General features: G+C 65.0%; 22 protein-coding genes. 16 read left to right on the forward strand and 6 right to left on the reverse strand.

Annotated features, from left to right (window positions below; all coding sequences use genetic code 11):
* Positions 1-72 precede the first annotated feature (72 nt).
* Both KDW96_RS16060 and KDW96_RS16065 read right to left on the reverse strand, forming a co-directional pair.
* Positions 73-741 (reverse strand): ATP-binding protein, encoded by a 669-nt coding sequence (locus KDW96_RS16060; RefSeq protein WP_255837229.1) that lies wholly within the window; start codon positions 739-741, stop codon positions 73-75.
* Positions 742-907: 166 nt separating this feature from the next.
* Complete coding sequence (locus KDW96_RS16065) at positions 908-5155, reverse strand: bifunctional diguanylate cyclase/phosphodiesterase (RefSeq protein ID WP_370295135.1); 4248 nt, start codon at positions 5153-5155, stop codon at positions 908-910.
* Positions 5156-5487: 332 nt separating this feature from the next.
* On the opposite strand from KDW96_RS16065, the gene ettA reads away from it, so the two are divergent.
* Positions 5488-7152 (forward strand): energy-dependent translational throttle protein EttA, encoded by a 1665-nt coding sequence (ettA, locus tag KDW96_RS16070; protein WP_255837230.1) that lies wholly within the window; start codon positions 5488-5490, stop codon positions 7150-7152.
* A 65-nt stretch (positions 7153-7217) separates the two neighbouring features.
* On the opposite strand, the gene KDW96_RS16075 is transcribed toward ettA, so the two are convergent.
* A complete protein-coding gene (locus KDW96_RS16075; protein WP_255837231.1) occupies positions 7218-8438 on the reverse strand; it encodes an RtcB family protein in 1221 nt (406 codons plus the stop codon).
* Positions 8439-8678: 240 nt separating this feature from the next.
* Here KDW96_RS16075 and KDW96_RS16080 point away from each other — a divergent pair, with 240 nt between their 5' ends.
* The 8 genes from KDW96_RS16080 (at position 8679) to bamJ (ending at position 15722) form a co-directional block, all read left to right on the forward strand.
* On the forward strand, positions 8679-8999 hold the full coding sequence (locus tag KDW96_RS16080; protein WP_255837232.1) for a TraR/DksA family transcriptional regulator: 321 nt from the start codon (positions 8679-8681) through the stop codon (positions 8997-8999).
* A gap of 123 nt (positions 9000-9122) precedes the next feature.
* Entirely contained in the window at positions 9123-11582 is a 2460-nt protein-coding gene (locus KDW96_RS16085; protein WP_255837233.1) for a Lon protease family protein, read from the forward strand.
* A 199-nt stretch (positions 11583-11781) separates the two neighbouring features.
* Positions 11782-12123: a PA4575 family protein gene (locus KDW96_RS16090; protein WP_255840545.1), complete on the forward strand. Its 342-nt coding sequence runs from the start codon at positions 11782-11784 to the stop codon at positions 12121-12123.
* 192 nt (positions 12124-12315) lie between these two features.
* Positions 12316-12810, forward strand: coding sequence for a TIGR00645 family protein (locus KDW96_RS16095; RefSeq protein WP_255837234.1), 495 nt, complete (start codon positions 12316-12318; stop codon positions 12808-12810).
* A gap of 138 nt (positions 12811-12948) precedes the next feature.
* Complete coding sequence (locus tag KDW96_RS16100) at positions 12949-13254, forward strand: DUF6482 family protein (RefSeq protein WP_255837235.1); 306 nt, start codon at positions 12949-12951, stop codon at positions 13252-13254.
* 118 nt (positions 13255-13372) lie between these two features.
* On the forward strand, positions 13373-14908 hold the full coding sequence (locus tag KDW96_RS16105; RefSeq protein WP_255837236.1) for a cryptochrome/photolyase family protein: 1536 nt from the start codon (positions 13373-13375) through the stop codon (positions 14906-14908).
* Positions 14905-15045 carry a DUF2256 domain-containing protein gene (locus KDW96_RS16110; protein WP_255837237.1) on the forward strand — a complete coding sequence of 47 codons (141 nt, stop codon included), beginning with the start codon at positions 14905-14907 and terminating at the stop codon, positions 15043-15045. Before KDW96_RS16105 ends, KDW96_RS16110 begins: the two co-directional genes overlap by 4 nt.
* A 59-nt stretch (positions 15046-15104) precedes the next feature.
* The gene (gene bamJ / locus KDW96_RS16115) at positions 15105-15722 is read left to right on the forward strand and encodes a BamJ family beta-barrel-assembly machinery protein (RefSeq protein ID WP_255837238.1); all 618 of its coding nucleotides are present in this window, start codon (positions 15105-15107) and stop codon (positions 15720-15722) included.
* A 76-nt stretch (positions 15723-15798) separates the two neighbouring features.
* Here bamJ and KDW96_RS16120 read toward each other — a convergent pair whose 3' ends face one another.
* Both KDW96_RS16120 and KDW96_RS16125 read right to left on the reverse strand, forming a co-directional pair.
* The gene (locus KDW96_RS16120) at positions 15799-16026 is read right to left on the reverse strand and encodes a PA4570 family protein (RefSeq protein ID WP_255837239.1); all 228 of its coding nucleotides are present in this window, start codon (positions 16024-16026) and stop codon (positions 15799-15801) included.
* Positions 16027-16156: 130 nt separating this feature from the next.
* Complete coding sequence (locus tag KDW96_RS16125) at positions 16157-17125, reverse strand: polyprenyl synthetase family protein (RefSeq protein WP_255837240.1); 969 nt, start codon at positions 17123-17125, stop codon at positions 16157-16159.
* A gap of 245 nt (positions 17126-17370) precedes the next feature.
* On the opposite strand from KDW96_RS16125, the gene rplU reads away from it, so the two are divergent.
* The 5 genes from rplU to KDW96_RS16150 all read left to right on the forward strand — a co-directional run bounded on the left by rplU (position 17371) and on the right by KDW96_RS16150 (position 21036).
* Positions 17371-17682, forward strand: a complete 312-nt coding sequence (gene rplU, locus KDW96_RS16130) for a 50S ribosomal protein L21 (RefSeq protein WP_255837241.1) — start codon at positions 17371-17373, stop codon at positions 17680-17682.
* A 38-nt stretch (positions 17683-17720) separates the two neighbouring features.
* Complete coding sequence (gene rpmA, locus KDW96_RS16135; protein WP_213641310.1) at positions 17721-17978, forward strand: 50S ribosomal protein L27; 258 nt, start codon at positions 17721-17723, stop codon at positions 17976-17978.
* A 169-nt stretch (positions 17979-18147) separates the two neighbouring features.
* Positions 18148-19365 (forward strand): Obg family GTPase CgtA, encoded by a 1218-nt coding sequence (cgtA, locus tag KDW96_RS16140; RefSeq protein ID WP_255837242.1) that lies wholly within the window; start codon positions 18148-18150, stop codon positions 19363-19365.
* A gap of 77 nt (positions 19366-19442) precedes the next feature.
* Positions 19443-20561 carry a glutamate 5-kinase gene (proB, locus tag KDW96_RS16145; RefSeq protein ID WP_255837243.1) on the forward strand — a complete coding sequence of 373 codons (1119 nt, stop codon included), beginning with the start codon at positions 19443-19445 and terminating at the stop codon, positions 20559-20561.
* A 10-nt stretch (positions 20562-20571) separates the two neighbouring features.
* Positions 20572-21036 (forward strand): CreA family protein, encoded by a 465-nt coding sequence (locus KDW96_RS16150; RefSeq protein WP_255837244.1) that lies wholly within the window; start codon positions 20572-20574, stop codon positions 21034-21036.
* A gap of 91 nt (positions 21037-21127) precedes the next feature.
* Here the strand turns inward: KDW96_RS16150 and rpsT are convergent, their stop codons facing one another.
* Complete coding sequence (gene rpsT / locus KDW96_RS16155) at positions 21128-21406, reverse strand: 30S ribosomal protein S20 (RefSeq protein ID WP_213641307.1); 279 nt, start codon at positions 21404-21406, stop codon at positions 21128-21130.
* A gap of 192 nt (positions 21407-21598) precedes the next feature.
* Here rpsT and murJ point away from each other — a divergent pair, with 192 nt between their 5' ends.
* A complete protein-coding gene (gene murJ, locus KDW96_RS16160; protein WP_255837245.1) occupies positions 21599-23137 on the forward strand; it encodes a murein biosynthesis integral membrane protein MurJ in 1539 nt (512 codons plus the stop codon).
* Between the two features lie 81 nt (positions 23138-23218).
* A complete protein-coding gene (ribF, locus tag KDW96_RS16165) occupies positions 23219-24157 on the forward strand; it encodes a bifunctional riboflavin kinase/FAD synthetase (protein ID WP_255837246.1) in 939 nt (312 codons plus the stop codon).
* The last annotated feature ends 4 nt before the right edge of the window (positions 24158-24161 follow it).

A 24161-nucleotide genomic window follows, 5' to 3' on the forward strand; every position in this document is an offset into this window, starting at 1 on the left:
GGTTGTGCCGGAGGCGGCTGAAACAGATTCCTGGCCAAGGCTGTGCTCCGGGGCGCTGATCTCGGCCGTTGGTCATGTTGCGACTGCCGCTGGTCTGGACTGCTCGATGCTGCGCGACAGGGAGAAGCCGAGGCCAGTGCCCCTGCCGAGTGATTTGGTGCTAAAGACGGGGGCGCAGAGGCGCTCCAGGGCCTCGGTGGTGATGTCGGTACTGGACTCCTCGACCTCGGTCCAGACCCAATCGTCGTTGCAGGCCGTGCGCAGGGTGATATGGCCGAACGGTTCGATGGCGCGGGCGGCGTTCACGAGCGGGCTCATCACCACCCGATTGATCTGTGAGGGAGTGCATTCGACTTTCGGCAGGTCGTCGTACTCCTCGGTTAACTCGGCTTTGTACTTGAGTTCGCTGCTGACCAAATTGAACGTGGTATCCAGGCCTCGATGCAGGTCGACACGTTGGAGTGCCCCCTCATGGCGCAGTGGAGGACACTCACGCCGGTGGATGTGGCCATTGCCGTGCCGATCCCGCGCCAGCCCCACCTGGCAGTTGCAACGTTCGGCGTCGGTCTCCGGGAAGCGCTGGGTAAATGGTCGGCCGGTGGCCGGCCGCAGATTCCTGCCACTGCGCGGGCTGATGAACCTGTTCCGGTTCAGGGTCATGAACTCGGCGTCGAACACGGTGATTCCCATGTCGACCTGCTCGATCAGGGAGCAGAGCACTGGGGCCAGGCGGTTATCCATTCTGTGCCTCTGGTACGTGTAGTCGACCTGGGTTGGATACACGTCGGAATAACATCGGTCAAAATATGGGCGCCAATATTATAGCGATGCTGGCTGTTTGCCCATGCCGTCTTTTGGAATGGCCAGCTTTTCTGTGGGGTTTGATGCGGTAGAGGGCAGCTCGGCTTCAGCTCAGGATGAACAGCGCCGCACCACCGAACTGGGCGGCGAACTGCTTGGCGGGCATGGGCCGGCCGAGCAGGTAACCCTGCACTTCGTCGCATTCGTGCACGCGCAGGAAATCGAGCTGGGCCTGGGTTTCCACGCCCTCGGCGATCACCGCCAGGTTCAGGCTGTGGGCCATGGCGATGATGGCGCAGGCGATCTGCCCGTCCTGCTCGCCGTCGGGCAGGCCGTCGACGAAGCTGCGGTCGATCTTCAGCACGTCGATGGGGAACTGCTTGAGGTAGTTCAGCGAGGAGTAGCCGGTGCCGAAGTCGTCGATCGCCAGGCACAGCCCCAGGGCCTTGAGGTCGGCCAGGGTGCCCAGGGCGCCGGTGACGTCCTGCATCAGGATGCTCTCTGTCAGCTCCAGCTCCAGGCACGCCGGGGGCACGCCGCTGTCTTCGAGGATGGCGGCGATGCGCCGATCCAGATCGCCGTCGGCGAACTGCCGGGCCGACAGGTTGACCGACACCTTGGGCACGCGAATCTTCGCCAGGTGCCACTCCTTGAGCTGGCGGCAGGCCTCGGCCAATACCCAGTCGCCGACCTGCCCCACCAGGCCGAGCTCTTCCAGCACCGGGATGAAGTCGTCCGGCGGCACCAGGCCGCGGCGCGGGTGCTGCCAGCGCAACAGTGCCTCGACGCCGGTCAGGCGTTGGCCGTTGCCGGAGAACTGCGGCTGGTAATGCAGGATGAACTCGCCCAGGTCGAGGGCATGGCGCAGGTCGCTCTCCAGCTCCAGGCGCTCCAGGGCGCTGGCGTTCATGTCCGCCTGGTAGAACTGGAAGTTGTTCTTGCCGCGCTCCTTGGCGTGGTACATGGCCGTGTCGGCGTTCTTCATCAGTTGGCTCAGCTCGTCGCCGTCCTGGGGGCTCAGGGCGATGCCGATGCTGGCGGTGACGAAGAACTCCCGGCCCTCGAGGATGAACGGCCGGGCCAGGCTGGCGAGAATCTGTTCGGCCACATGGATCGCCCGGTTCAGCGCGGCTTCCTGGCTGGTGGATGACTGCAGCAGCAGGGTGAACTCGTCGCCGCCCATGCGCGCCACCGTGTCGTCGGCGTCGACGCAGGCCGACAGGCGGGTGGCCACGTCCTTGAGCATGCGGTCGCCGGCGGCGTGGCCGAGGGAGTCGTTGATCGGCTTGAAGCGGTCGAGGTCGAGGAACATCAGCACCACCCATTGCTGATGGCGTTCGCCGTGCTGCAGGGCGGTGTGCAGGCGGTCCTGGAACAGCGTGCGGTTGGGCAGCTGGGTCAGGGCGTCGTAGTAGGCCAGGCGGTGGATGCGCTGTTCGCTGGCCTTGCGTTCGCTGATGTCGCTGAAAAAGCACACGTAGCTGACCAGGTCGCCTTCCTCGTCCTGCACCGCGGTGATGCCGACCCAGGCCGGGAAGCTCTCGCCGCTGCGGCGCTTGAGCCAGACCTCGCCCTCCCAGCTGCCGCGCTGATTGAGCTGGCCGAGGATGTACTGCAGGTGGCTGGCCTGCTGGCGGTCGGCGGTGAGCATGCTCGGCAGCTGGTCGAGCACCTGGGCCGAGCTGTAGCCGCTGACCCGGCTGAAGGCCTTGTTGACCTGGACGATGTAGCCGGCCGGGTCGGTGACCAGGATCGCCGCGGTTGAGTGCTCGAACACCGTGGCGGCCATGCGCAGCTCTTTCTCCGCGCGGCGCTGCTGGGCGATGTCGCGGCCGACGCCGAGCAGGCCTTCGAAGCGTCCGTGCTCGTCCCACATCGGCACCAGGCGCAGTTCCACCGGAATCCGCCGGCCGTCGGCGCGCAGGCAGTCGAAGACGAACAGTTGCGGCTGCAGCTGCTGGCGCAGTTCGGCCATGCGCTGGGGGGTGCCCAGGCCGCCGCGCACCCGCTCGAGCAGCTGGTTCAGGTCCGTCAGCTGGGCCGGATTGCTGGCCAGGCTGCGGAAACCATTGCTCAGCACCCATTCAGTGGTGAAACCGAGCACCGGCTGCACCGAGGGGCTGACGTAGTTCAGTTTCAGGCTGCTGTCGGTGGAGAAGATCACGTCGCTGATGCTTTCGGCCAGCAGGCGATAGCGCTGTTCGCTGGCGCGCAGCGACTCGCTGCGCTCGATCTGCTCGGTGATGTCCTTGGCGATGCCCAGCAGGCGGCTGACGCGCCCGGTGTCGTCGCGCTGCAGGGCCTGCTCGCGAATGCTGAACCAGCGCCAGGCGCCATTCTGGTGTCGCCAGCGCAGCTGGGAGTCGAGCAGCACGCCGTCGCCGAGCACCTGCTGCAGGTTGCGGATACGCCAGTAATAGTCGCTGTCGTCCGGATGCAGGATGTGCTCCCAGAAACGCTCGCCCATGCTCTTCAGCTCGATCTGGCTGTAGCCAAGCTGCAGCCCCAGGTGGTGGTTGCTGAACAGCACCCGGCGGTTGGCCACGTCATGCACATAGAGGGTGTCGGGCACGGCGCGCACCACGTCGGACCAGAAGCGCTCGCGCTCGATCAGCGACAGCTCGATGCGCTTGCGACTGGTGACGTCGCTGATGCTCAGGGTCACCGCACGCAGGTCCTCCGCGCTTTCCGGCAGGCGCAGGACCAGCCACAGGTGGCGCTCGTGGCCCTGGGGCGTGCTGATCCGCTGCTCCATTTCCAGTTGGCCGGTATTTTCCAATAGGGCCGTGAGCAGCTGCATGCGGAAACCGCCGGGGCGCAGCGGGCCGCTGTTGATCAGGTGCTGCCAGGCCTGATCGTTACTTGAGGCGCCGAGCAGGCGCAGGGCCATCTGGTTGCTCTCGGTGCAGCGCAGGCGCTGCAGCAGTTCGCCGTGGCGCTGCGGGTTGGCCTGCAGCCAGCGGTCCAGGTCGACGCCGTCGCGCAGCTGCAACTGGCTCAGGTAGTCATGCAGGGCGGACAGGTCGAGTACGCACAGCGCCGTACCGGTGCCTTCGAATATGTCCTGATAGCGACGCCGGGTCTCCTTCAGCACGCGGGTCGCCTGCTGCTCCTCGGTGACGTCGCGCAGCACCCAGACCAAGCCCTGGTGACGACCCTCGTCGCTGAGCTCGCGGCGGCTGATGGCGAACAGCCGACTCACGCCCTGCTGTGGGATCTCCACCAGGTCCGGGCCCTGTTCGCTGTGAAACGCGGTGTGGTGCAGCAGCAGCGGGTCGAGGTGCGGCATCAGTTCCAGCAGGTGCCGGCTCTGGGCGTCCCGGCTGGCCCGGCCGAACAGCGCCTCGGCCTGGGGGTTGAGGTAGCGGATCAGGCCGTTGCCGTCGGTCACCAGCACCCTTTCCTCGATTGCGCTCAAGGCGCCGGCGGCCTGGTGCAGCGAGCGCTGCGAGGCGGCATTGAGCTCGTGCAGGCGGCGCTGCTCGCACAGCAAGCGGTACAGGGCGAACAGCGTGAGCAGGGTGCACAGCACGAACAGGGCGAACTTGGTTGCCAGGTTCGGCAGCAGCTTCGCCCGTACCTTGCGCTCGTTGAACAGTGCACGCAGTTGCCATTCGCTGCCCTTGAGGGGCGTCAGCAGCAGACTCTGGGCCAGGTCCTCGGCGGTCACTGGCGGGAAGGCCGCGCTGGAGGGCGCCGGGCGATCCTGACGACTGGCGATCACCCGCTGCGCCAGGCTGTCCTCCAGCAACCAATGGTAATCGTCCAGACGGTGCTCGTAGAGCCATTCGCGCAGGGTACTGGTGGTCATGCGCAGGGCCCAGTAGCCGCTCGTGCTGCTGTTCTCGGCCTGACGCAAGAGCACGTAGATGCGCCCCTCGGCGTGCGTGCTGAAGGCGTAATGGTAGGGCTGCCCCTGGCTGCGCCGGTACAGCTGGCCGAGGAACACGGCATCGTCGGCCCGGGGCTCGCTGTCGTCGAGGATGCCGCCGCGCGGGCCGAGCCAGGCCAGGCTCTGCACGTTGGGAAACACCGCGCGCAGGCTGTCCAGCACGGCGGCGCGCTGGCGCGCCGTGGCCGGAGGCTGGTCGAAGGGGGCGAGCATCGCCAGGCCGGCGCGCGCCTTGAGGTCCATGCTCAGGCCGAGGTGGTTGGCCAGCTGGGTGTTGAACTCGCGGTTGAGCTGGCGCTGATTGTCCTGCAGCTGTTGCGACTCCAGGTGCAGCTGCCAGAGCAGCAACGCCAGCATGCCCAGGACCAGTGCCACCAGTGCGCCCTTGACCGAGCCACGCAGCGGCGTTGCCGGTGGCTCGCCGGGTGCGCTGGGGAACGGCAGGGGTTGGGCTGTCGCCATGGGTCAGTTCCAGCGGCTGTGGCTCGGTTGGCGCGGGTGGCGTTGAGCGACCAGGGGTGGCCGGTCGCAAGAGGCGGCTAGCATGCCATAACCCCGGCAAAGTGCCAGCTTGGCCGACGAGTGCGGTTTGCCCTGTACCGCGCATTCCGGTAGCTTTGCCGCACGCGCGCGAGCTTTCATCTAGTAGGCGCAGCATGCGAATGGCGCAGCGCCTGCCGGGCGGCCCGACGAGCGGCCCTCTCCAGGCTCGGGCGGACGCGAACATTCGCCGCCACGGGGCGCGACAGCCGCCGAGCAATCTCCAGTTTCCTGTCATCGAACCAAGGGTATCCATGGCTCAATACGTCTACACCATGCATCGGCTGAGCAAAGTTGTGCCGCCGAAGCGGGAAATCCTCAAGAACATCTCCCTGTCCTTCTTCCCGGGCGCCAAGATCGGCGTACTGGGTCTCAACGGCTCGGGCAAATCCACCCTGCTGAAGATCATGGCCGGGGTCGACCAGGAATTCGACGGCGAAGCCCGCCCGATGCCCGAGCTGAATGTCGGTTACCTGCCCCAGGAGCCGCAGCTCGACCCGAGCAAGACCGTACGCGAAGTGGTGGAAGAAGCCGTCAGCGTGATCAAGGACGCCCAGGCGCGCCTGGATCAGGTCTATGCCGCCTATGCCGAGCCGGACGCCGACTTCGACGCCCTGGCCGCCGAGCAGGGCAAGCTGGAGGCCATCCTCCAGGCCGCCGACGGCCACAACCTCGAGCGTCAGCTTGAAGTCGCCGCCGATGCCCTGCGCCTGCCGGCCTGGGATGCCAAGGTCGCCGTGCTCTCCGGTGGCGAAAAGCGCCGTGTGGCGCTGTGCCGTCTGCTGCTGTCGGCGCCGGACATGCTGCTGCTGGACGAACCGACCAACCACCTGGACGCCGACTCGGTGGCCTGGCTGGAGCACTTCCTCCACGATTTCCCGGGTACCGTGGTGGCGATCACCCACGACCGTTACTTCCTGGACAACGTCGCTGGCTGGATTCTCGAACTGGACCGCGGCGCCGGCATTCCCTACGAGGGCAACTATTCCGGCTGGCTGGAGGCCAAGTCCGCCCGCCTGGCCCAGGAATCCAAGCAGCAGTCGGCCCACGAAAAGGCCATGAAGGAAGAGCTGGAGTGGGTGCGCAAGGGCGCCAAGGCTCGCCAGTCCAAGTCCAAGGCGCGTCTGCAGCGCTTCGAGGAGATGCAGTCCCAGGAGTTCCAGAAGCGCAGCGAAACCAACGAGATCTACATCCCGGTCGGTCCGCGCCTGGGCGACAAGGTCATCGACTTCGTCAACGTCAGCAAGGGCTACGGCGACCGCGTGCTGATCGACAACCTGTCGTTCAGCATGCCGAAGGGCGCCATCGTCGGGGTGATCGGCGGCAACGGCGCCGGCAAGTCGACCCTGTTCCGCATGCTGATGGGCAAGGAGCAGCCGGATTCGGGCAGCATCGAGATCGGCGACACCGTGCAACTGGCCTGCGTCGACCAGAGCCGCGACGACCTCGACGGCAGCAAGAGCGTGTGGGAAGCGGTATCCGGTGGCTCGGACATGATCAAGATCGGCAACTATGAAGTCCCGTCGCGCACCTACGTCGGTCGCTTCAACTTCAAGGGCGGCGATCAGCAGAAGTTCGTCAAGGACCTCTCCGGCGGTGAACGCGGCCGCCTGCACCTGGCCCTGACCCTGAAGGAAGGCGCCAACGTGCTGCTGCTCGACGAACCGTCCAACGACCTCGATGTGGAAACCCTGCGTTCGCTGGAGGAGGCGCTGCTCGACTTCCCCGGCGCGGCCATCGTCATCTCCCACGATCGCTGGTTCCTCGACCGCGTCGCCACCCATATCCTGGCGTACGAAGACGACTCGCACATCGAGTTTTTCGAGGGCAACTACACCGAGTACGAGGCCGACCGCAAGAAGCGCCTCGGCGAGGCCGCCTCGCAGCCGCATCGCGTGCGGCACAAGAAACTGGCGTAGGCCGGATCTGCTGCACAGAAAAAACGGAGCCCCAGGGCTCCGTTTTTTATCTCATCGACCCAGTATTAGCCCTTGACGCAGACCACCTGGCGCAGGGTATGCACCACTTCCACCAGGTCGCGCTGGGCGGCCATCACAAGGTCGATGTCCTTGTAGGCCATGGGGATCTCGTCGATCACGTCCTTGTCCTTGCGGCACTCGACATGGGCGGTGGCGCGCACCTGATCGGCCACGCCGAAGCGTTTCTTCGCCTCGGTGCGGCTCATGCTGCGCCCGGCGCCATGGCTGCAGGAGCAGAATGCCTCCTGGTTGCCGAGGCCGCGGACGATGAAGCTCTTGGCACCCATCGAGCCGGGAATGATGCCCAGCTCACCCTGCTGCGCCGACAGCGCGCCCTTGCGGGTGACCAGCACCTCCTGACCGAAGTGGCGCTCCTTCTGTACATAGTTGTGGTGGCAGTTGACCGCCTCCAGGCTGGCCTCGAACGGTCGACCCAGCAGCCGGCGCGCGGCGCCTATGACCGCCTGCATCATCAGCGCGCGGTTCTGCCTGGCGTAGTCCTGGGCCCAGCCCACGGCCTCGACATAGTCGGCGAAATGCCGGCTGCCTTCCTCGAAGTAGGCCAGGTCCCGGTGCGGCAGGTTGGCCAGGTGCTGGCGCATGTCCGCCTGGGCCAGCTGAATGAACTGGGTGCCGATGGCATTGCCGACCCCGCGCGAGCCGCTGTGCAGCATGAACCAGACCCGGTCGGCCTCGTCCAGGCAGACCTCGATGAAGTGGTTGCCGCCGCCCAGGGTGCCGAGGTGCTGGCGGTTGTTGGTCTTCTCCAGGCGCGGGTACTTGTCGGTGATCGCCTTGAAACGTCCGGCCAGGGCACGCCAGGCCTGGTCGGCGCTGGCCGGCACCTCGCTCCAGGCGCCCTGGTCGTGGCGACCGAAGGTCTTGCCGTGGGGCACGGCCTGCTCGATGGCGCGGCGCAGGCCGTGCAGGTTGTCCGGCAGGTCGTCGGCCTGCAGTGAGGTGCGGGTGGCGATCATGCCGCAGCCGATGTCCACGCCGACCGCGGCCGGGATGATCGCGCCGACGGTGGGAATCACGCTGCCGATGGTCGAACCCTTGCCCAGGTGCACGTCGGGCATCACCGCCAGGTGCTTGAAGATGAACGGCATTTGCGCAGTCTTGAGCAACTGCTGGCGCGCCTCCTGCTCGACCGGCACGCCCTGGGCCCAGAGCTTGATCGGCTTGCCGCTGGCGGCTTGAAGGATCTCTGGGGCGCTGTTTTTCATCGGCTGCGACGGGCCTCGCTCTCGTATTGGTCGATATGGGGGCTAACGCTCGGCGGCCCTCGTTCCGCGATCCGCTCTCAAGGAAAGCCTACACCCAGGCGATGGTGGAATCTCCTGGCGCGGGCCGGACGGCCGGCGCGCCCTGGCCGCCCGGGGTTTGCGGACTAGTTTCGCCGCAGGTCGTGCAACCTTGCCGCCAGCGTCCACACTTATAGGAAGTGCAAGACGAGGAGTACTTCCATGCCCGCCTTCGATCCCCGTGCGGCGCTCGATGCGTTGTTAGCCGAGTACAGTGCGCGGGCCAACGCCATCCGCCGGGACCTGGGACGCAGCCATTCCCCGGATTTCGCCGAGCAGGCGCTGCAGCGGCAGAACGATGAGGTGCTCGAGGCGCTGCTGGCCGAGGCCGAGTTGGCGCTGCGTCAGGTCGGTCTGGCCAAGTTGCGCCTGGCCGAGGGCCGCTATGGCGAGTGCGTGGAATGTGGTGAGCCTATCGAACCGGCGCGCCTGCAGGCGTTGCCCGCCGCGGAGCACTGCCTGCAATGCGCCGAGCGCAAGTGAACGGCGGCCCTGGCTGGGGGATAACCGGAAGGATCCCTGGGTCAGCGCTGCTTATGGCTTGTCGCCGCGGCCCGATACCGCCATGATTTCCCCAGCGAGTGCCCCTCTGTTCAAGGATTTCCGATGCCTGATTCCGTTGCTGCCCATCTGCGGCTAGCGCCCGATGCTCTAACCCGTCCCTTCTCCGCCACCCAGTTCAACTTCGCCACCACTGATGATCTCGAGCCCTTTCGCGGCGTGCTGGGCCAGGAGCGGGCGGTCGAGGCGCTGCAGTTCGGCGTGGCGATGCCGCGCCCGGGCTACAACGTGTTCGTCATGGGCGAGCCCGGCACCGGTCGGTTTTCCTTCGCCAAGCGCTACCTCAAGGCCGAGGCCAAGCGCCTGGCCACGCCGAGCGACTGGGTCTACGTCAACCACTTCGACGAGCCGCGCGAGCCGCGGGCGCTGGAGTTGCCTGCCGGCAGCGCAGGCGAGTTCATCGCCGACATCAACCTGCTGATCGACAACCTGCTGGCGACCTTTCCGGCGGTGTTCGAGCACCCGTCCTACCAGCAGAAGAAGAGCGTCATCGATCGGGCCTTCAACAAGCGCTACGACCAGGCCCTGGATGTGATCGAGCGACTGGCCCTGGAGCGCGGTGTGGCCCTGTACCGCGACAGCAGCAATATCGCCTTCACCCCGATGCTCGAGGGCAAGGCCCTGGACGAGGCGGAGTTCGCCCAGCTGCCGGAGGCCGAGCGCGAGCGTTTTCACGCCGACATCGCCGCCCTCGAGGAGCGCCTCAACGAAGAGCTGGCCAGCCTGCCGCAGTGGAAGCGCGAGTCGAACAACCAGCTGCGCCAGCTCAACGAGGAAACCATCACCGTTGCCCTGCAGCCCCTGCTGTCGCCGCTGTCGGAAAAATACGCGGAGAATGCCGGCGTCTGCGCCTACCTGCAGGCGCTGCAGGTCAACCTGCTGAAGACCGTGGTCGATCAGTTGGTCGAGGTGGACAAGGCCGACGTACAGACCCGCAAGCTGCTCGAGGAGCAGTACTGCCCGAGTCTGGTGGTGGGCCATCACGTTGACGGCGGTGCGCCGGTGGTCTTCGAGTCGCACCCGACCTACGACAACCTGTTCGGCCGCATCGAGTACAACAACGATCAGGGCGCGATTTACACCAGCTACCGCCAGCTGCGGCCCGGCGCCTTGCACCGGGCCAATGGCGGCTTCCTGATCCTCGAAGCGGAGAAGATGCTCGGTGAGCCGTTCGTCTGGGACGCGCTCAAGCGTGCACTGCATTCGCGCCAGCTGAAGATGGAGTCGCCCCTGGGCGATCTCGGCCGTATCGCCACCGTGACCCTCAACCCGCAGGTGATTCCGCTGCAGATCAAGGTGGTGATCATCGGCGCCCGCCAGCTGTATTACGCGCTGCAGGATCACGATCCGGACTTCCAGGAGATGTTTCGCGTTCTGGTCGATTTCGACGAGGACATCCCCCTGGGCGACGAGAGCCTGGAGCAGTTCGCCCAGCTGATGAAGACCCGTACCTCGGAGGAGGGCATGGCGCCGCTGACGGCCGCCGCGGTGGCGCGCCTGGCGACCTACAGCGCGCGCCTGGCTGAGCACCAGGGGCGACTGTCGGCGCGTATCGGCGACCTGTTCCAGCTGGTCAGCGAGGCCGACTTCATCCGTCAGCTGGCCAACGAGCCGGTGACCGAGGTAGGCCACATCGAGCGCGCGCTGAAGGCCAAGGCCACCCGCACCGGCCGGGTCTCGGCGCGGATCATCGACGACATGCTGGCCGGCATCATCCTGATCGACACCACTGGCGCGGCGGTCGGCAAGTGCAACGGCCTGACCGTGCTGGAGGTCGGCGACTCGGCCTTCGGGGTGCCGGCGCGCATCTCCGCCACCGTCTACCCGGGCGGCTCGGGCATCGTCGACATCGAACGCGAGGTCAACCTGGGCCAGCCGATCCACTCCAAGGGGGTGATGATCCTCACCGGTTACATGGGCAGTCGCTACGCCCAGGAGTTTCCCCTGGAAATCTCCGCGAGCATCGCCCTGGAGCAGTCCTACGGCTATGTCGATGGCGACAGCGCTTCCCTCGGCGAGGTCTGCACGCTGATCTCGGCCCTGTCACGCACGCCGCTCAAGCAGTGCTTCGCCATCACCGGCTCGATCAACCAGTTCGGCGAGGTGCAGGCGGTTGGCGGGGTCAACGAGAAGATCGAGGGCTTCTTCCGCCTGTGCGAGGCCCGCGGCCTGACCGGTGAACAGGGGGTGATCATTCCCCATTCCAACGTCACCACCCTGATGCTCGACGAGCGGGTGCTGCAGGCGGTAAGCGCCGGGCGCTTCCACATCTACGCGGTGCGCCAGGTCGACGAGGCGCTAAGCCTGCTGGTCGGCGAGGATGCCGGTACGCCGAATGCCGAGGGCCAGTTCCCGGCCGGCAGCGTCAATGCCCGGGTGGTCGAGCGTCTGCGTGAGATCGCCGAGATCGACCTGAGCGAAGAGCCCAAGGCCGAGGAGACGAAGGAGTTGGAAGCCGCACCGGTGAAGGAGAAGAAGCCGCGGGAGAAGAAGCCCGCTGCCTGATCCGCTATCGGTTGGCGCGGCGTTCGCTGACTGGTCATTCACTGATCGAGTCGTCCGCCGCGCCTGGCCACCTGGCCTTGCCGCGCTTGCCCACCCTTAGTTCACAGGGTTATCCACAATGGCCGTGGATAACCCTCGGCTTTCCATTCGCGCCATTGCGGGTGTAGGCTGGAGGCCTGATCTAGCGAGGGTCGCCGCCATGCCGCGTAACCTCTGCCTCACTCGTCAATGCCTGGGCCTGGTCACCCGTATCGAATGCGTGGTACTGCCTCTGGCCGGTGAGAATGGACTCTGGACGCTGATCTGTGCCGCCGGAATTTCCGGCGAACAACCCTCCGCCATCAAGGCGCAAGGCCCGTTCTATGGGCCTGTTGTGGCCGAAGGGGTGCTCAGCGGTATCGCCGAAAGCCTAGCCGTGCAAGGCTACGACGAATGCACCGAAATGATGATCTGGCGCTTGCATATTCAAGCCGAGTTGCGCCGCTTGAACGGCGAGCGCTGCCGTCATCAGGGCAATTACCAGTTTCGTCCGGAAACCTGATCGGGTCGCTGGTTGCCTTTTGATCGGCCGCTGGCAGCGCCGGTGCTTGTTGGTGCCCAGCGATTGATCCTGAGACTGCGCACAGCTTTATCCACAGATTGCGGGGATAACCCGACTCCCGCTTGCTGGCCTTGTCTGGCTGGGTGCGCTGGGTATACTCGGCCGCTGTTTATGCCCTATCTGTGAGTACCCATGGAACGCTTTATCGAAAACGCGATGTACGCCTCGCGCTGGCTGCTGGCCCCCATCTACTTCGGCCTGTCCCTGGCCCTGCTGGCGCTGGCGTTGAAGTTCTTTCAGGAAGTCTTCCACATCCTGCCCAATGTCTTTGCCATGGCAGAGGCCGATTTGATTCTGGTGCTGCTGTCGCTGATCGACATGGCCCTGGTCGGCGGTTTGCTGGTGATGGTGATGATTTCCGGTTACGAGAACTTCGTCTCCCAGCTGGACATCGACGAAGGCAAGGAGAAGCTCAGCTGGCTGGGCAAGATGGACTCCGGCTCGCTGAAGATGAAGGTGGCGGCCTCCATCGTGGCGATCTCCTCGATCCACCTGCTCAAGGTGTTCATGAATGCGCAGAACATCGATGACAGCAAGCTGATGTGGTACGTGATCATCCATATGGCCTTTGTGCTTTCGGCCTTCTCCATGGGCTACCTGGACAAGCTGACCAAGCACGACCACTGATCACCTCTGCACCTCACTCGCCGCCCGGCCGTTGTGAAACGGACGGGCGGTTTGCTTTGTACCTTGCGCTTGGTTTGTCCTGTACAAGAATTGTATATGATAAGGTTCTTGTACAAGTTGATTGCGCGAGGTGACCCCATGAACCTGCACGACCTGTCCTCCCACGCCCATGCCGGGCGCATCGACGAACTCAATCTGATCTCCATCGAGGGCGGCATCTACGTGCTCGAGGCGCGCATGGATGGTCGTTCGCACTCGCTCAGCGATGGGCGCGGCGAGGTGCTGCACCTGCGCTCGGTCGAACACGCCCGGGAGATGCTGCATGAGCTGCCCAAGGTGCCCTTCAATCTGGTGCATGCGGTGGTGCACGACGAGATGTGCGGCATGGCGGATGGCAGTCCCGACACCGTGCGCGTGCCGATCTCGATAACTTCTGCCTGGTGAGCGGGCGCTCTAGCGAGACGCGGTCCTCCCTGCTGCGGGAGCAGCTTGTGCTCAGCGCCGGCGCTGTCGTGCAACCGCGAGTCGAGGCGATCGATGGCAAAATGGCGGCGGAGTCGGCGTGAGCGTGCGCCGACTCGCCTTGGTGCTGGGCGATCAGCTGTCGTTCGAATTGCCCAGCCTGTTGGCCCTGGATGTCCGGCGCGACGCCGTTCTGCTGGCCGAGGTCGCCAGCGAAACTGACTATGTACTCCATCATCCGCAGAAGATCGCGCTGATTTTCAGCGCCATGCGTCACTTCGCCCAGGCGCTGCGGGAACGCGGCTTCACCGTGCACTATGTGGCGCTGGATGATCCCGGTAACACTGGCTCCCTTCCCGCTGAGCTCGTGCGCTGGGTGTCCAGGCTGGGCATCGATGAGGTGCACCTGACCGAGTGTGGCGAGTGGCGGCTTGAGAAGGCGCTCAAGGATTCGGGGCAAGCGATCGAGTGGCACGCCGACCCGCGCTTCTTCTGCAGTCGCCAGGCTTTTGCCGCTTGGGCCAAGGGGCGCAGGCAGCTGCGCATGGAGTACTTCTACCGGGAGATGCGCAAGGCCCATGGCGTGCTGGTGAATGCAGACCACACGCCGGTGGGCGGGGCCTGGAACTTCGACTCACAGAACCGCAAATCCTTGCCCAAGGGCCAGAAAGCGCCGGCGCTGGCGCACTTTGCCCGCGACACCATCACCGAGCAGGTGCTGACCCTGGTTGGGCAGCGTTTCGCCGCTCATTACGGAGGCCTGGAGGCATTCGACTATCCGGTGACCCATGGGCAGGCCGAGACGCTGTGGCAACACTTCCTCGAGTATGCCCTGCCAGCATTCGGCGATTATCAGGACGCCATGGCCACCGACGAGCCTTTTCTGTTCCATGCCCGGATCAGTGCTGCGCTGAACATCGGTCTGCTCGATGTGCGCCGGCTGTGCGCCGATGTCGAGGCGGCTTACTGGGCCAAGAGCGTGCCGCTCAATGCCGCCGAGGGCTTCATCCGCCAGCTGCTCGGCTGGCGTGAGTACGTGCGCGGCATCTACTGGATGCACATGCCGGACTACGCCAAGCGCAACACCTTGGGCAACGAGCGGGCGCTGCCCTCGTTCTACTGGACCGGCGAGACAGGGATGCGCTGCATGAGCCAGGCGATCGGCCAGACCCTCAAACACGCCTACGCACACCATATTCAGCGACTGATGGTGACCGGCAACTTCGCCCTGCTGGCCGGGATCGAACCCCGGCAGGTGTGCGACTGGTACCTGGCGATGTACATGGATGCCTACGACTGGGTCGAGCTGCCCAACACCCTGGGCATGGTCATGCATGCCGACGGCGGCTACCTGGGTTCCAAGCCCTACTGTGCCAGCGGCCAGTACATCAAGCGCATGTCCGACTACTGCGGCGACTGCGCCTACCGGGTGAGCGAGAGCACCGGCGAGCGGGCCTGTCCGTTCAATGCGCTGTACTGGCACTTTCTCATGCGCCACCGTGAGCGGCTCGCCGGGAATCAGCGGCTGGGCATGGTCTACCGCAACCTCGATCGGATGACTACGGCCAAGCGTGAGGCGCTTTGGCAGCGTGGCGAGCAGTTGCTGGCGCGCCTGGATGCCGGCGAGACGCTATGAGCAAGGCCGATCTGCCACTAAAGCCATGCGCGGTCTGCAAGCGGCCCTTTGTCTGGTGCAGGAAGTGGGTGCGATGCCGGGCCGAGGTGCGTTACTGCTCCGAGCGCTGTCGCCGCCGGCGCCAGGGGCGCGGGTAGGGGCGGCGGGGGTTCTGTGCTAGTCTGGCCGGCCTTTTTAGCCCCAGCGGAGCAGTGTCATGTCCGAACTCAATCTCTCAACTGACGAAACCCGCGTCAGCTACGGCATCGGTCGTCAGCTCGGCGGCCAGCTGCGTGACAACCCGCCGCCGGGTGTGAGCCTCGAGGCCATTCTGGCCGGACTGACCGATGCGTTCGGCGGTCAGCCGAGCCGCGTCAGCGAGGCCGATATGGCGGCCAGCTTCAAGGTCATCCGCGAGGTCATGCAGGCCGAAGCTCAGGCCAAGGCCGAAGCAGCCGCTGGTGCCGGCAAGGCCTTCCTCGCCGAGAACGCCAAGCGCGACGGCATCACCGTGCTGGCCTCCGGTCTGCAGTACGAGGTGCTGAGCACCGGCGAAGGCGCGGTACCGACCCGCGAAGACACCATCCGCGCCCACTACCACGGCACCCTGGTTGACGGCACCGTGTTCGACAGCTCTTACGAGCGTGGCCAGCCGGCCGAGTTTCCGGTCGGTGGCGTGATCGCCGGCTGGACCGAAGCCCTGCAGCTGATGAATGCCGGCAGCAAGTGGCGCCTGTACGTGCCGAGCGAACTGGCCTACGGCGCCCAGGGCGTCGGCAGCATCCCGCCGCACAGCACCCTGGTGTTCGACGTCGAGCTGCTGGACGTCCTCTAAGCGGCTACGCGCGGGCGTCGGACTTCTCTCCGACGCCCCGCACAGGCATCGCGGGCCATGCCCGCGGAGCCCAGACTCAGGGGCGCAAGGCCCGCGAGTAGCAGAACAGGAACAGGCTGCGGACCAGCTCCTTGAGCACCAGGGGTTCGTTACAGCTCAGCTCCTGCAGGTCGAGATCCCCCAGATCGCGCAGCTCCTGCAGGGCGTCTTCGTCCAGCAAGGCGCAGGTCTCACCGGGTTGACGGTTCACTATGCGCAGATACGGCTGGGGTCTATCCAGCCAGGCATCGATCAGGTAGGTCATGACTCATCTCCCATTTGAGGTTATAGATGAGAATAATTCCTGCTTGAATAATGGCAAGGGCCAGTCTTGGTTTTCTATCGGGCAATAAAAAGCCCGTCGCGTGGGACGGGCTCGTTTATCTGATGGCGTATCAGTGGGTGCGGGCGACCGCGAAGCGGCTGAGCTCGATCAGGGCGTCGCGGTATTCGCCGGCGGGCAGCACATCCAGGCAGGCAATGGCGCGTTCGGCGAAATCCCGTGCCTTCTGGGCGGTGTAGTCCAGTGCCCCGGCAGCTTCCACCGCGTTGCGGATGCTCTCCAGGTTCTCGAGGCCACCCTTCTGGATTGCCTGGCGCACCAGGGCGGCCTGCTCGGCCGTGCCTTCGCGCATGGTGTAGATCAGGGGCAGGGTCGGCTTGCCTTCGGCCAGGTCGTCGCCGACGTTCTTGCCCAGGGTGGCCGCGTCGCCGCGGTAATCGAGCAGGTCGTCGACCAGCTGGAAGGCCACGCCGAGGTGGTCGCCAAAGGTGCGCAGGGCTTCGCGCTGCTGCTCCGAGGCGCCGGCCAGGGCCGCGGCGCTGTGGGTCGAGGCCTCGAACAGCATGGCGGTCTTGCCGCGGATGACTTCCATATAGGTGTCTTCCGTGGTGCTGGCGTCGCGAATCTTCGACAGCTGCAGCACCTCGCCCTCGGCGATCACCCGGGTGGCCTTGGAGAGGATCTTCATCACCGGCATGGAGCCGAGCTCGACCATCATCTCGAAAGAGCGCGAATAGAGGAAGTCGCCGACCAGCACGCTGGGGGCGTTGCCCCACTGGGCGTTGGCGGTGCTGCGGCCGCGGCGCATGTCGGACATGTCGACCACGTCGTCGTGCAGCAGGGTGGCGGTATGCAGGAATTCGATGGTGGCGGCGAGCAGGCGCAGCTGCTCGTCATCGCGGCCCAGGGCCTTGCCACAGAGCAGCACCAGCAGCGGGCGCAGACGCTTGCCACCGGCGGAGATGATGTAGTCGCCGATTTTCTCCACCAGCGGCACGCGCGAGACGAGTTGCTGACGGATGATGCCGTCGACGGCGGTGAAATCGTCCGCCACCACGCGGTAGAAAGCCTGGGGTTGCATCGGCGACAAGTGCTCCTCTAAGGTTGCGCGGCATGCTAGGGGGCAGGGTGGGGGCTGTCAAGGCAAGCGCCCTGGATGCTTGCGCGGCGCCCGTGGCTTGCGTACAATCGCGCACCCTGAACTTCCCCCTGGGCATTTCCCTGCCTTACGCAATTGCAAGGGCGTCCTTCCGGCCCCGAGCAGCCATGCCAGCCGATGACCATACCTATAAAGCGCTGGGTGAGCAGGATTAACGGAGATTTACCATGTACGCAGTGATTGTTACTGGTGGCAAGCAATACAAGGTCACCGAAGGCGAATTCCTCAAGATCGAAAAGCTCGAAATCGCCACTGGCGAGGCCGTGACTTTTGATCGCGTGCTGCTGATCGGCAACGGCGACGACGTCAAAATCGGCGCGCCTGTCGTAGACGGTGCAAAGGTTGTAGCCGAAGTCGTTTCGCAAGGCCGTCACGACAAGGTTCGCATCATCAAGTTCCGTCGTCGTAAGCACCACATGAAGCGTCAGGGCCACCGTCAGTGGTTCACTGAGATCAAAATCACCGGTATTCAGGCCTGATTCGTTTCGGCCTAATCCCTTAATAGGAGTATTGACTCATGGCACACAAAAAAGCTGGCGGTTCTACCCGCAACGGTCGCGACTCAGAAGCCAAACGCCTTGGCGTGAAGATGTACGGCGGCCAGGCTATCAAGGCCGGCAACATCATCGTGCGTCAGCGCGGCACCCAGTTCCACGCCGGTTACGGCGTTGGCATGGGTAAGGATCACACCCTCTTCGCCAAGGTTGAAGGTGTGCTCAAGTTCGAAGTAAAGGGCGCGTTCAACCGCCGTTACGTGAGCGTCGTCGCGGCTTAATCGCGAGGCTGCTGGAGAAGCCCTGTCCTTGCGACGGGGCTTTTTTGTTTCTGTATCCTAGGGGTTCTTGCCCGATTACCCGGGTTGCCGCGCTTCGGGCGCGGGGTCATCCGGCAAGAGCCTGTGTTTTTAGATTCTGTTGACCCGCAGCATTGCGGGAGGCGTACCCATGAAATTCGTCGATGAAGTATCGATCTATGTAAAGGCCGGCGACGGCGGTAACGGCATGATGAGCTTCCGTCGTGAGAAGTTCATCGAGAAGGGCGGCCCCAATGGGGGTGATGGCGGTGACGGCGGCTCGGTGTACATCGAGGCCGACGAGAACCTCAATACCCTGGTGGACTACCGCTACACCCGGCGCTTTCTCGCGCCGAATGGCGAGAAGGGCGGCAGCACCGACTGTACGGGTGCCAAGGGCGAGGACCTGGTCCTGCCGGTGCCGGTCGGCACCACGGTGATCGATTCGTCGACCCAGGAAGTGATCGGTGACCTGACCAAGGCGGGCCAGCGCCTGTTGGTGGCTCAGGGCGGCTGGCATGGCCTGGGCAATACCCGTTTCAAGTCCAGCACCAACCGTGCGCCGCGGCAGACCACGCCGGGCAAGCCGGGTGATGCGCGTGACCTCAAGCTGGAGCTGAAGGTGCTGGCCGATGTCGGTCTGCTGGGCTTGCCGAATGCCGGCAAGAGCACCTTCATCCGCTCGGTCTCGGCGGCCAAGCCGAAGGTGGCCGACTATCCGTTCACCACCCTGGTGCCGAACCTCGGGGTGGTCAGTGTCGACCGCTACAAGAGTTTCGTGGTCGCCGATATTCCCGGTTTGATCGAGGGGGCTTCCGAGGGGGCGGGGTTGGGCATTCGCTTCCTCAAGCACCTGGCGCGTACCCGTCTGTTGCTGCACCTGGTGGACATGGCGCCGCTCGACCTGAGTGATCCGGCCGACGCGGCGGTCACCATCGTCGAGGAGCTGACCAAGTTCAGTCCGGCCCTGGCCGATCGCGATCGTTGGTTGGTGCTGAACAAGTCCGACCAGATGCTCGAGGAGGAGCGCGAGGCGCGGGTCGCCGAGGTGGTGGCGCGGCTGGAGTGGAAGGGGCCGGTCTATGTGGTCTCCGCCCTGGCCCGCGAGGGTACCGAGCGGCTCTGTCAGGACATCATGAATTACCTGGAGGCGCGCGCCGAGCGTGCGGCCGAGAATCCGGAGTTCGCCGCCGAGCTGGCCGAGCTGGATCAGCGCATCGAGGACGAGGCGCGTGCCCGTCTGCAGGCGTTGGATGACCAGCGTGCGCTGCGTCGGGCCGGGGTCAAGAGCGTCGATGATGTCGACGAGGATGACTTCGACGATGAAGATGACGAGGATGGCCCGGAAATTATCTACGTCCGGGATTAAGCAGAATTTCAGCGCCGCTTAATAGCGGCGTTTTTGTAACGGCTGAGCGAGCGTTGTCTGGCTAAGGTTGGAAGATCATGCGTGACAAGGTGACCGGCGCGCGGCGCTGGGTGGTAAAGATTGGCAGTGCGTTGCTGACCGCCGATGGCCGAGGCCTGGACCGGGCGGCGATGGCGGTGTGGGTCAGGCAGATGGTGGCGCTGCGCGAGCAGGGCGTCGAGCTGGTGCTGGTGTCGTCCGGCGCGGTGGCGGCGGGCATGAGTCGCCTGGGTTGGAATGGCCGGCCCAGCGCCATGCATGAATTGCAGGCGGCGGCCGCCATCGGTCAGATGGTGCTGATCCAGGCGTGGGAATCCAGCTTTGCCGAGCACGGTCGGCACACGGCGCAGATTCTCCTGACCCACGATGACCTGTCGGACCGCAAGCGCTACCTGAATGCCCGCAGCACGCTGCGCACCCTGGTGCAGCTGGACGTGGTGCCGGTGATCAACGAGAACGACACGGTGGTCACTGACGAGATTCGCTTCGGCGACAACGACACCCTGGCGGCGCTGGTGGCCAATCTGGTGGAGGCCGACCTGCTGGTGATTCTCACCGACCGCGATGGCATGTATGACGCCGATCCGCGACACAACCCCGGTGCGGCGCTGATCAACGAGGCGCGTGCCGACGACCCGGCCCTGGATGCGGTGGCGGGCAGCGTGGGTGGTGCGCTCGGCCGTGGCGGCATGCAGACCAAGTTGCGTGCGGCGCGGTTGGCGGCGCGCTCCGGGGCGCACACCGTCATCGCCGGTGGGGCGATCGAGCAGGTGCTGGTGCGGCTCAAGGCGGGCGAGCAGTTGGGTACCTTGCTGGCGCCGGAGCGCGGCCTGTTGGCGGCGCGCAAGCAGTGGCTGGCCGGTCACCTGCAGACCCGTGGCACCCTGGTGCTGGATGCCGGAGCGGTCAAGGCGCTGGTCAAGGATCGCAAGAGCCTGCTACCGGTTGGGGTCAAGGCTGTGCAGGGTGGCTTCCGCCGCGGCGAGATGGTGGTCTGCGTCGATCCCGAGGGGCGTGAGGTGGCGCGGGGTTTGGCCAACTACAGCGCGCTCGAGGCGCAGAAGATCATCGGTCAGCCATCCGAGGCGATCCTGCGTCTGCTCGGCTATGTCGATGAGCCGGAGCTGGTGCATCGGGACAATCTGATTCTGGTCTGAGGAGGGGTGGGTGCGGATAGCTAAGGGATTGTCGGCTGCGCTGTTGACGCTGCCGTTGCTGGTCTCGGCCGAGGAAATCGGCGAGGTGTCCACCGTGTTCAAGCTGCTGGGGCCGAACGACAAGATCGTGGTCGAGGCGTTCGACGATCCCGGGGTGGAGGGCGTGACCTGCTACCTGTCGCGGGCCAAGACCGGTGGCGTGAAGGGTGGCCTGGGCTTGGCCGAGGATCGGGCCGAGGCTTCGATCGCCTGCCGTCAGGTGGGGGCGGTGCGTTTCAGGTCGACGCTGAAGGATGGCGAAGAGGTATTTCGCGAGCGCACTTCACTGGTGTTCAAGACCATGCAGGTGGTGCGGTTTTTCGATGAGAAGCGCAACACCCTGGTCTATCTGGTGTACAGCGACCGGGTGATCGAGGGCAGTCCGCAAAATGCGGTGACCGCGATTCCGATCCTGCCCTGGCCGGAGCGGCCCTGAGCGCAAAGCAGAAAGGCCCGATGTCAGATCGGGCCTTTCTGCTGGGCAATAAAAAACCGGCCATCAGGCCGGTTTTTCAAGAACAGTCAGCTTAGGCTGCTGCAGCTTCACCGAGCGCCTTGATGTGGGCGTTCAGGCGGCCTTTATGGCGGGCTGCTTTGTTCTTGTGGATGATGCCTTTGTCAGCCATGCGGTCGATGACCGGAACAGCCAGGGTGTAAGCGGTCTTGGCCTGCTCGAGGTCTTTGGCGTCGATAGCCTTGACCACGTTCTTGATGTAGGTGCGGACCATGGAGCGCAGGCTGGCGTTATGGCTACGACGCTTCTCAGCCTGTTTGGCGCGTTTTTTGGCAGAAGGTGTATTGGCCACCGTCAAGCTCCTCGAAAACTGGGGGGTTACAAACAAATAAGGCCGCGAATCATGCCGAGCTGAGGGGCGCCTGTCAAGCGTGTTGGCGTTTTCCCCTGTTGGCCTGACCAGTGGCAGGCCGCTACACTCGTCGCCTTCGCGCGCCGGCGGATTGTCCGCTGGCGTGTTCGCTCGCGGAAACCGAATTATTACATGAATCTGCTCAAGTCGCTGGCCGCTGTCAGCTCGTTGACCATGCTTTCCCGTGTCCTCGGCTTCGTACGGGACACTATCATCGCGCGCATCTTCGGCGCTGGCGTGGCTTCGGACGCCTTCGTGGTGGCCTTCAAACTGCCCAACCTGTTGCGCCGAATTTTCGCCGAGGGCGCGTTCTCCCAGGCCTTCGTGCCCATTTTGGCGGAGTACAAGACCCAGCAGGGCGACGAGGCGACCCGTACCTTCGTTGCCTACGTCAGCGGCCTGCTGACCCTCGTGCTGGCGCTGGTCACCCTGGTCGGCATTCTGATCGCGCCGTGGATCGTGTGGATTTCCGCCCCGGGTTTCGCCGATGAGCCGGATCGCTTCAGCCTGACCACCGATCTGCTGCGGGTGACCTTCCCCTATATATTGTTGATCTCCCTGTCGTCGCTGGCCGGGGCGGTGCTCAATACCTGGAACCGCTTCTCGGTGCCGGCCTTCGTGCCGACCCTGCTCAATGTCAGCATGATCATCTTCGCCCTGTGGCTGAGTCCTTACTTCGATCCGCCGATCATGGCCCTGGGCTGGGCGGTGCTGGTTGGCGGCCTGCTGCAGTTGTTCTACCAGCTGCCTCACCTGCGGAGGATCGGCATGCTGGTGTTGCCGCGTCTTGATCTCCGGGACATGGGTGTGTGGCGGGTGCTCCGGCAGATGGGGCCGGCCATCTTCGGTGTGTCGGTGAGCCAGATATCGTTGATCATCAACACCATCTTCGCCTCCTTCCTGGTGGCGGGGTCGGTGTCCTGGATGTACTACGCCGATCGCTTGATGGAGTTGCCCGCCGGGGTGCTCGGGGTGGCGCTCGGCACCATTCTGCTGCCGGCCCTGGCGAAGACCCATGCCAGTGCCGATCGCGAAGAGTACTCGCGGCTGCTCGACTGGGGTTTGCGTCTGTCTTTCCTGCTGGCCCTGCCCAGTGCGGTGGCCCTGGCGGTGCTGGCCGAGCCGCTGACCGTCTCGCTGTTCCAGTACGGCAAGTTCGCCGCCCATGATGCGCTGATGACCCAGCGCGCGCTGATTGCCTACGCGGTCGGCCTGCTGGGTATCATCCTGGTGAAAATTCTCGCGCCGGGCTTCTATGCCCGGCAGAACATTCGCACGCCGGTGCGCATCGCCGTGGTCACCCTGGTCGCCACCCAGTTGATGAACCTCGCCCTGATCGGCCCGCTGGCCCATGCCGGCTTGGCCCTGGCCATCGGCCTGGGCGCATGCCTGAATGCCGGCCTGCTGTATTGGCAACTTCGCAAGGGCGACTATTTTCAGCCGCAGCCGGGCTGGGCGCTGTTCCTCGGCAAGCTGCTGCTGGCAGTGGCGACCATGGGCGGCATGCTGGTGCTGGTCATGCATTTCATGCCGGCCTGGAGTGAGGGCAACATGCTGCTGCGTCTGCTGCGCCTGGGGGGCGTGGTGCTGGTCGGGCTGGCGAGTTATTTCGGCATGCTGCTGCTGCTCGGCTTCCGCCTGCGCGACTTTGCCCGGCGGGCGCGGCCCTGATCGGCGGCTGTTGGATTTGCCGCCTGTTGTCGGCCGGCGGGTGTGCGTATAATCGGCCACTTTATGAGCAAGAAGCGTGCTATGCAGCTGGTTCGAGGCCTTCATAATCTGCGGCCCCAGCATCGGGGCTGTGTCGCCACCATCGGCAACTTCGACGGCGTCCATCGTGGCCATCAGGCCATCCTGGCGCGTCTGCGCGAGCGCGCGGCCGAGTTGGGGGTGCCCAGCTGCGTGGTGATTTTCGAGCCGCAACCGCGCGAATTCTTCGCCCCGCTGACTGCGCCGGCGCGCCTGACCCGACTGCGCGACAAGCTGGCGCTGCTGGCCAAGGAGGGCGTCGATCGAGTGCTGTGCCTGGCGTTCAACCCGCGTCTGCGCGAGCTGAGTGCGGCAGACTTCGTACGCGAGGTGCTGGTCGAAGGGCTGGCGGTGCGTCACCTCGAGGTCGGTGACGACTTCCGCTTCGGCTGCGACCGTGCCGGTGACTTCGCCTTCCTGGCTCAGGCCGGGGCCCAGTTGGGCTTCACCGTCGAGGCCGCGGCCACGGTCGAGGTCGATGGCGGACGGGTCAGCAGCACGCGGGTGCGTGAAGCCCTGGCCAGCGGCGACTTCGCCCTCGCCGAACAGTTGCTCGGACGGCCTTTCCAGATCGCCGGCCGGGTGCTGCACGGGCAGAAGCTCGGTCGTCAGCTGGACGCACCGACGGCCAATATCCAGCTCAAGCGCCGTCGCGTGCCCTTGACCGGGGTCTACCTGGTCAGCACCCGAGTGGACGGCCAGGCCTGGCCGGGTGTCGCCAACATCGGTGTGCGGCCGACCGTAGCCGGCGACGGCAGCGCCCACCTGGAAGTGCACCTGCTGGACTTTGCCGGCGACCTGTATGGCCGGCGTTTGACGGTGGCCTTCCACCACAAGCTGCGCGACGAGCAGCGTTTTGCCTCACTCGAGGCCCTGAAGACGGCAATTGCTGCCGATATTGCCGCCGCCCGTGCCCATTGGCAGGGCCAACCGCTTAAGTGAAGAG

Origin of the sequence: Pseudomonas benzenivorans (genome assembly GCF_024397895.1) — a bacterium.
Classification (GTDB): domain Bacteria; phylum Pseudomonadota; class Gammaproteobacteria; order Pseudomonadales; family Pseudomonadaceae; genus Aquipseudomonas; species Aquipseudomonas benzenivorans_A.

Bases quoted from the DNA above. Each gene is read 5' to 3' on its own strand.
- KDW96_RS16095 (WP_255837234.1), top strand. From the start codon at position 12,316: ATGGAACGCTTTATCGAAAACGCGATGTACGCCTCGCGCTGGCTGCTG.
- KDW96_RS16085 (WP_255837233.1), top strand. From the start codon at position 9,123: ATGCCTGATTCCGTTGCTGCCCATCTGCGGCTAGCGCCCGATGCTCTA.
- KDW96_RS16080 (WP_255837232.1), top strand. From the start codon at position 8,679: ATGCCCGCCTTCGATCCCCGTGCGGCGCTCGATGCGTTGTTAGCCGAG.
- KDW96_RS16075 (WP_255837231.1), bottom strand. From the start codon at position 8,438: ATGAAAAACAGCGCCCCAGAGATCCTTCAAGCCGCCAGCGGCAAGCCG.
- KDW96_RS16090 (WP_255840545.1), top strand. From the start codon at position 11,782: ATGCCGCGTAACCTCTGCCTCACTCGTCAATGCCTGGGCCTGGTCACC.
- rpmA (WP_213641310.1), top strand. From the start codon at position 17,721: ATGGCACACAAAAAAGCTGGCGGTTCTACCCGCAACGGTCGCGACTCA.
- KDW96_RS16065 (WP_370295135.1), bottom strand. From the start codon at position 5,155: ATGGCGACAGCCCAACCCCTGCCGTTCCCCAGCGCACCCGGCGAGCCA.
- murJ (WP_255837245.1), top strand. From the start codon at position 21,599: ATGAATCTGCTCAAGTCGCTGGCCGCTGTCAGCTCGTTGACCATGCTT.
- rplU (WP_255837241.1), top strand. From the start codon at position 17,371: ATGTACGCAGTGATTGTTACTGGTGGCAAGCAATACAAGGTCACCGAA.
- bamJ (WP_255837238.1), top strand. From the start codon at position 15,105: ATGTCCGAACTCAATCTCTCAACTGACGAAACCCGCGTCAGCTACGGC.
- KDW96_RS16125 (WP_255837240.1), bottom strand. From the start codon at position 17,125: ATGCAACCCCAGGCTTTCTACCGCGTGGTGGCGGACGATTTCACCGCC.
- ettA (WP_255837230.1), top strand. From the start codon at position 5,488: ATGGCTCAATACGTCTACACCATGCATCGGCTGAGCAAAGTTGTGCCG.
- cgtA (WP_255837242.1), top strand. From the start codon at position 18,148: ATGAAATTCGTCGATGAAGTATCGATCTATGTAAAGGCCGGCGACGGC.
- ribF (WP_255837246.1), top strand. From the start codon at position 23,219: ATGCAGCTGGTTCGAGGCCTTCATAATCTGCGGCCCCAGCATCGGGGC.
- KDW96_RS16110 (WP_255837237.1), top strand. From the start codon at position 14,905: ATGAGCAAGGCCGATCTGCCACTAAAGCCATGCGCGGTCTGCAAGCGG.
- KDW96_RS16100 (WP_255837235.1), top strand. From the start codon at position 12,949: ATGAACCTGCACGACCTGTCCTCCCACGCCCATGCCGGGCGCATCGAC.
- KDW96_RS16060 (WP_255837229.1), bottom strand. From the start codon at position 741: ATGGATAACCGCCTGGCCCCAGTGCTCTGCTCCCTGATCGAGCAGGTC.
- proB (WP_255837243.1), top strand. From the start codon at position 19,443: ATGCGTGACAAGGTGACCGGCGCGCGGCGCTGGGTGGTAAAGATTGGC.
- KDW96_RS16120 (WP_255837239.1), bottom strand. From the start codon at position 16,026: ATGACCTACCTGATCGATGCCTGGCTGGATAGACCCCAGCCGTATCTG.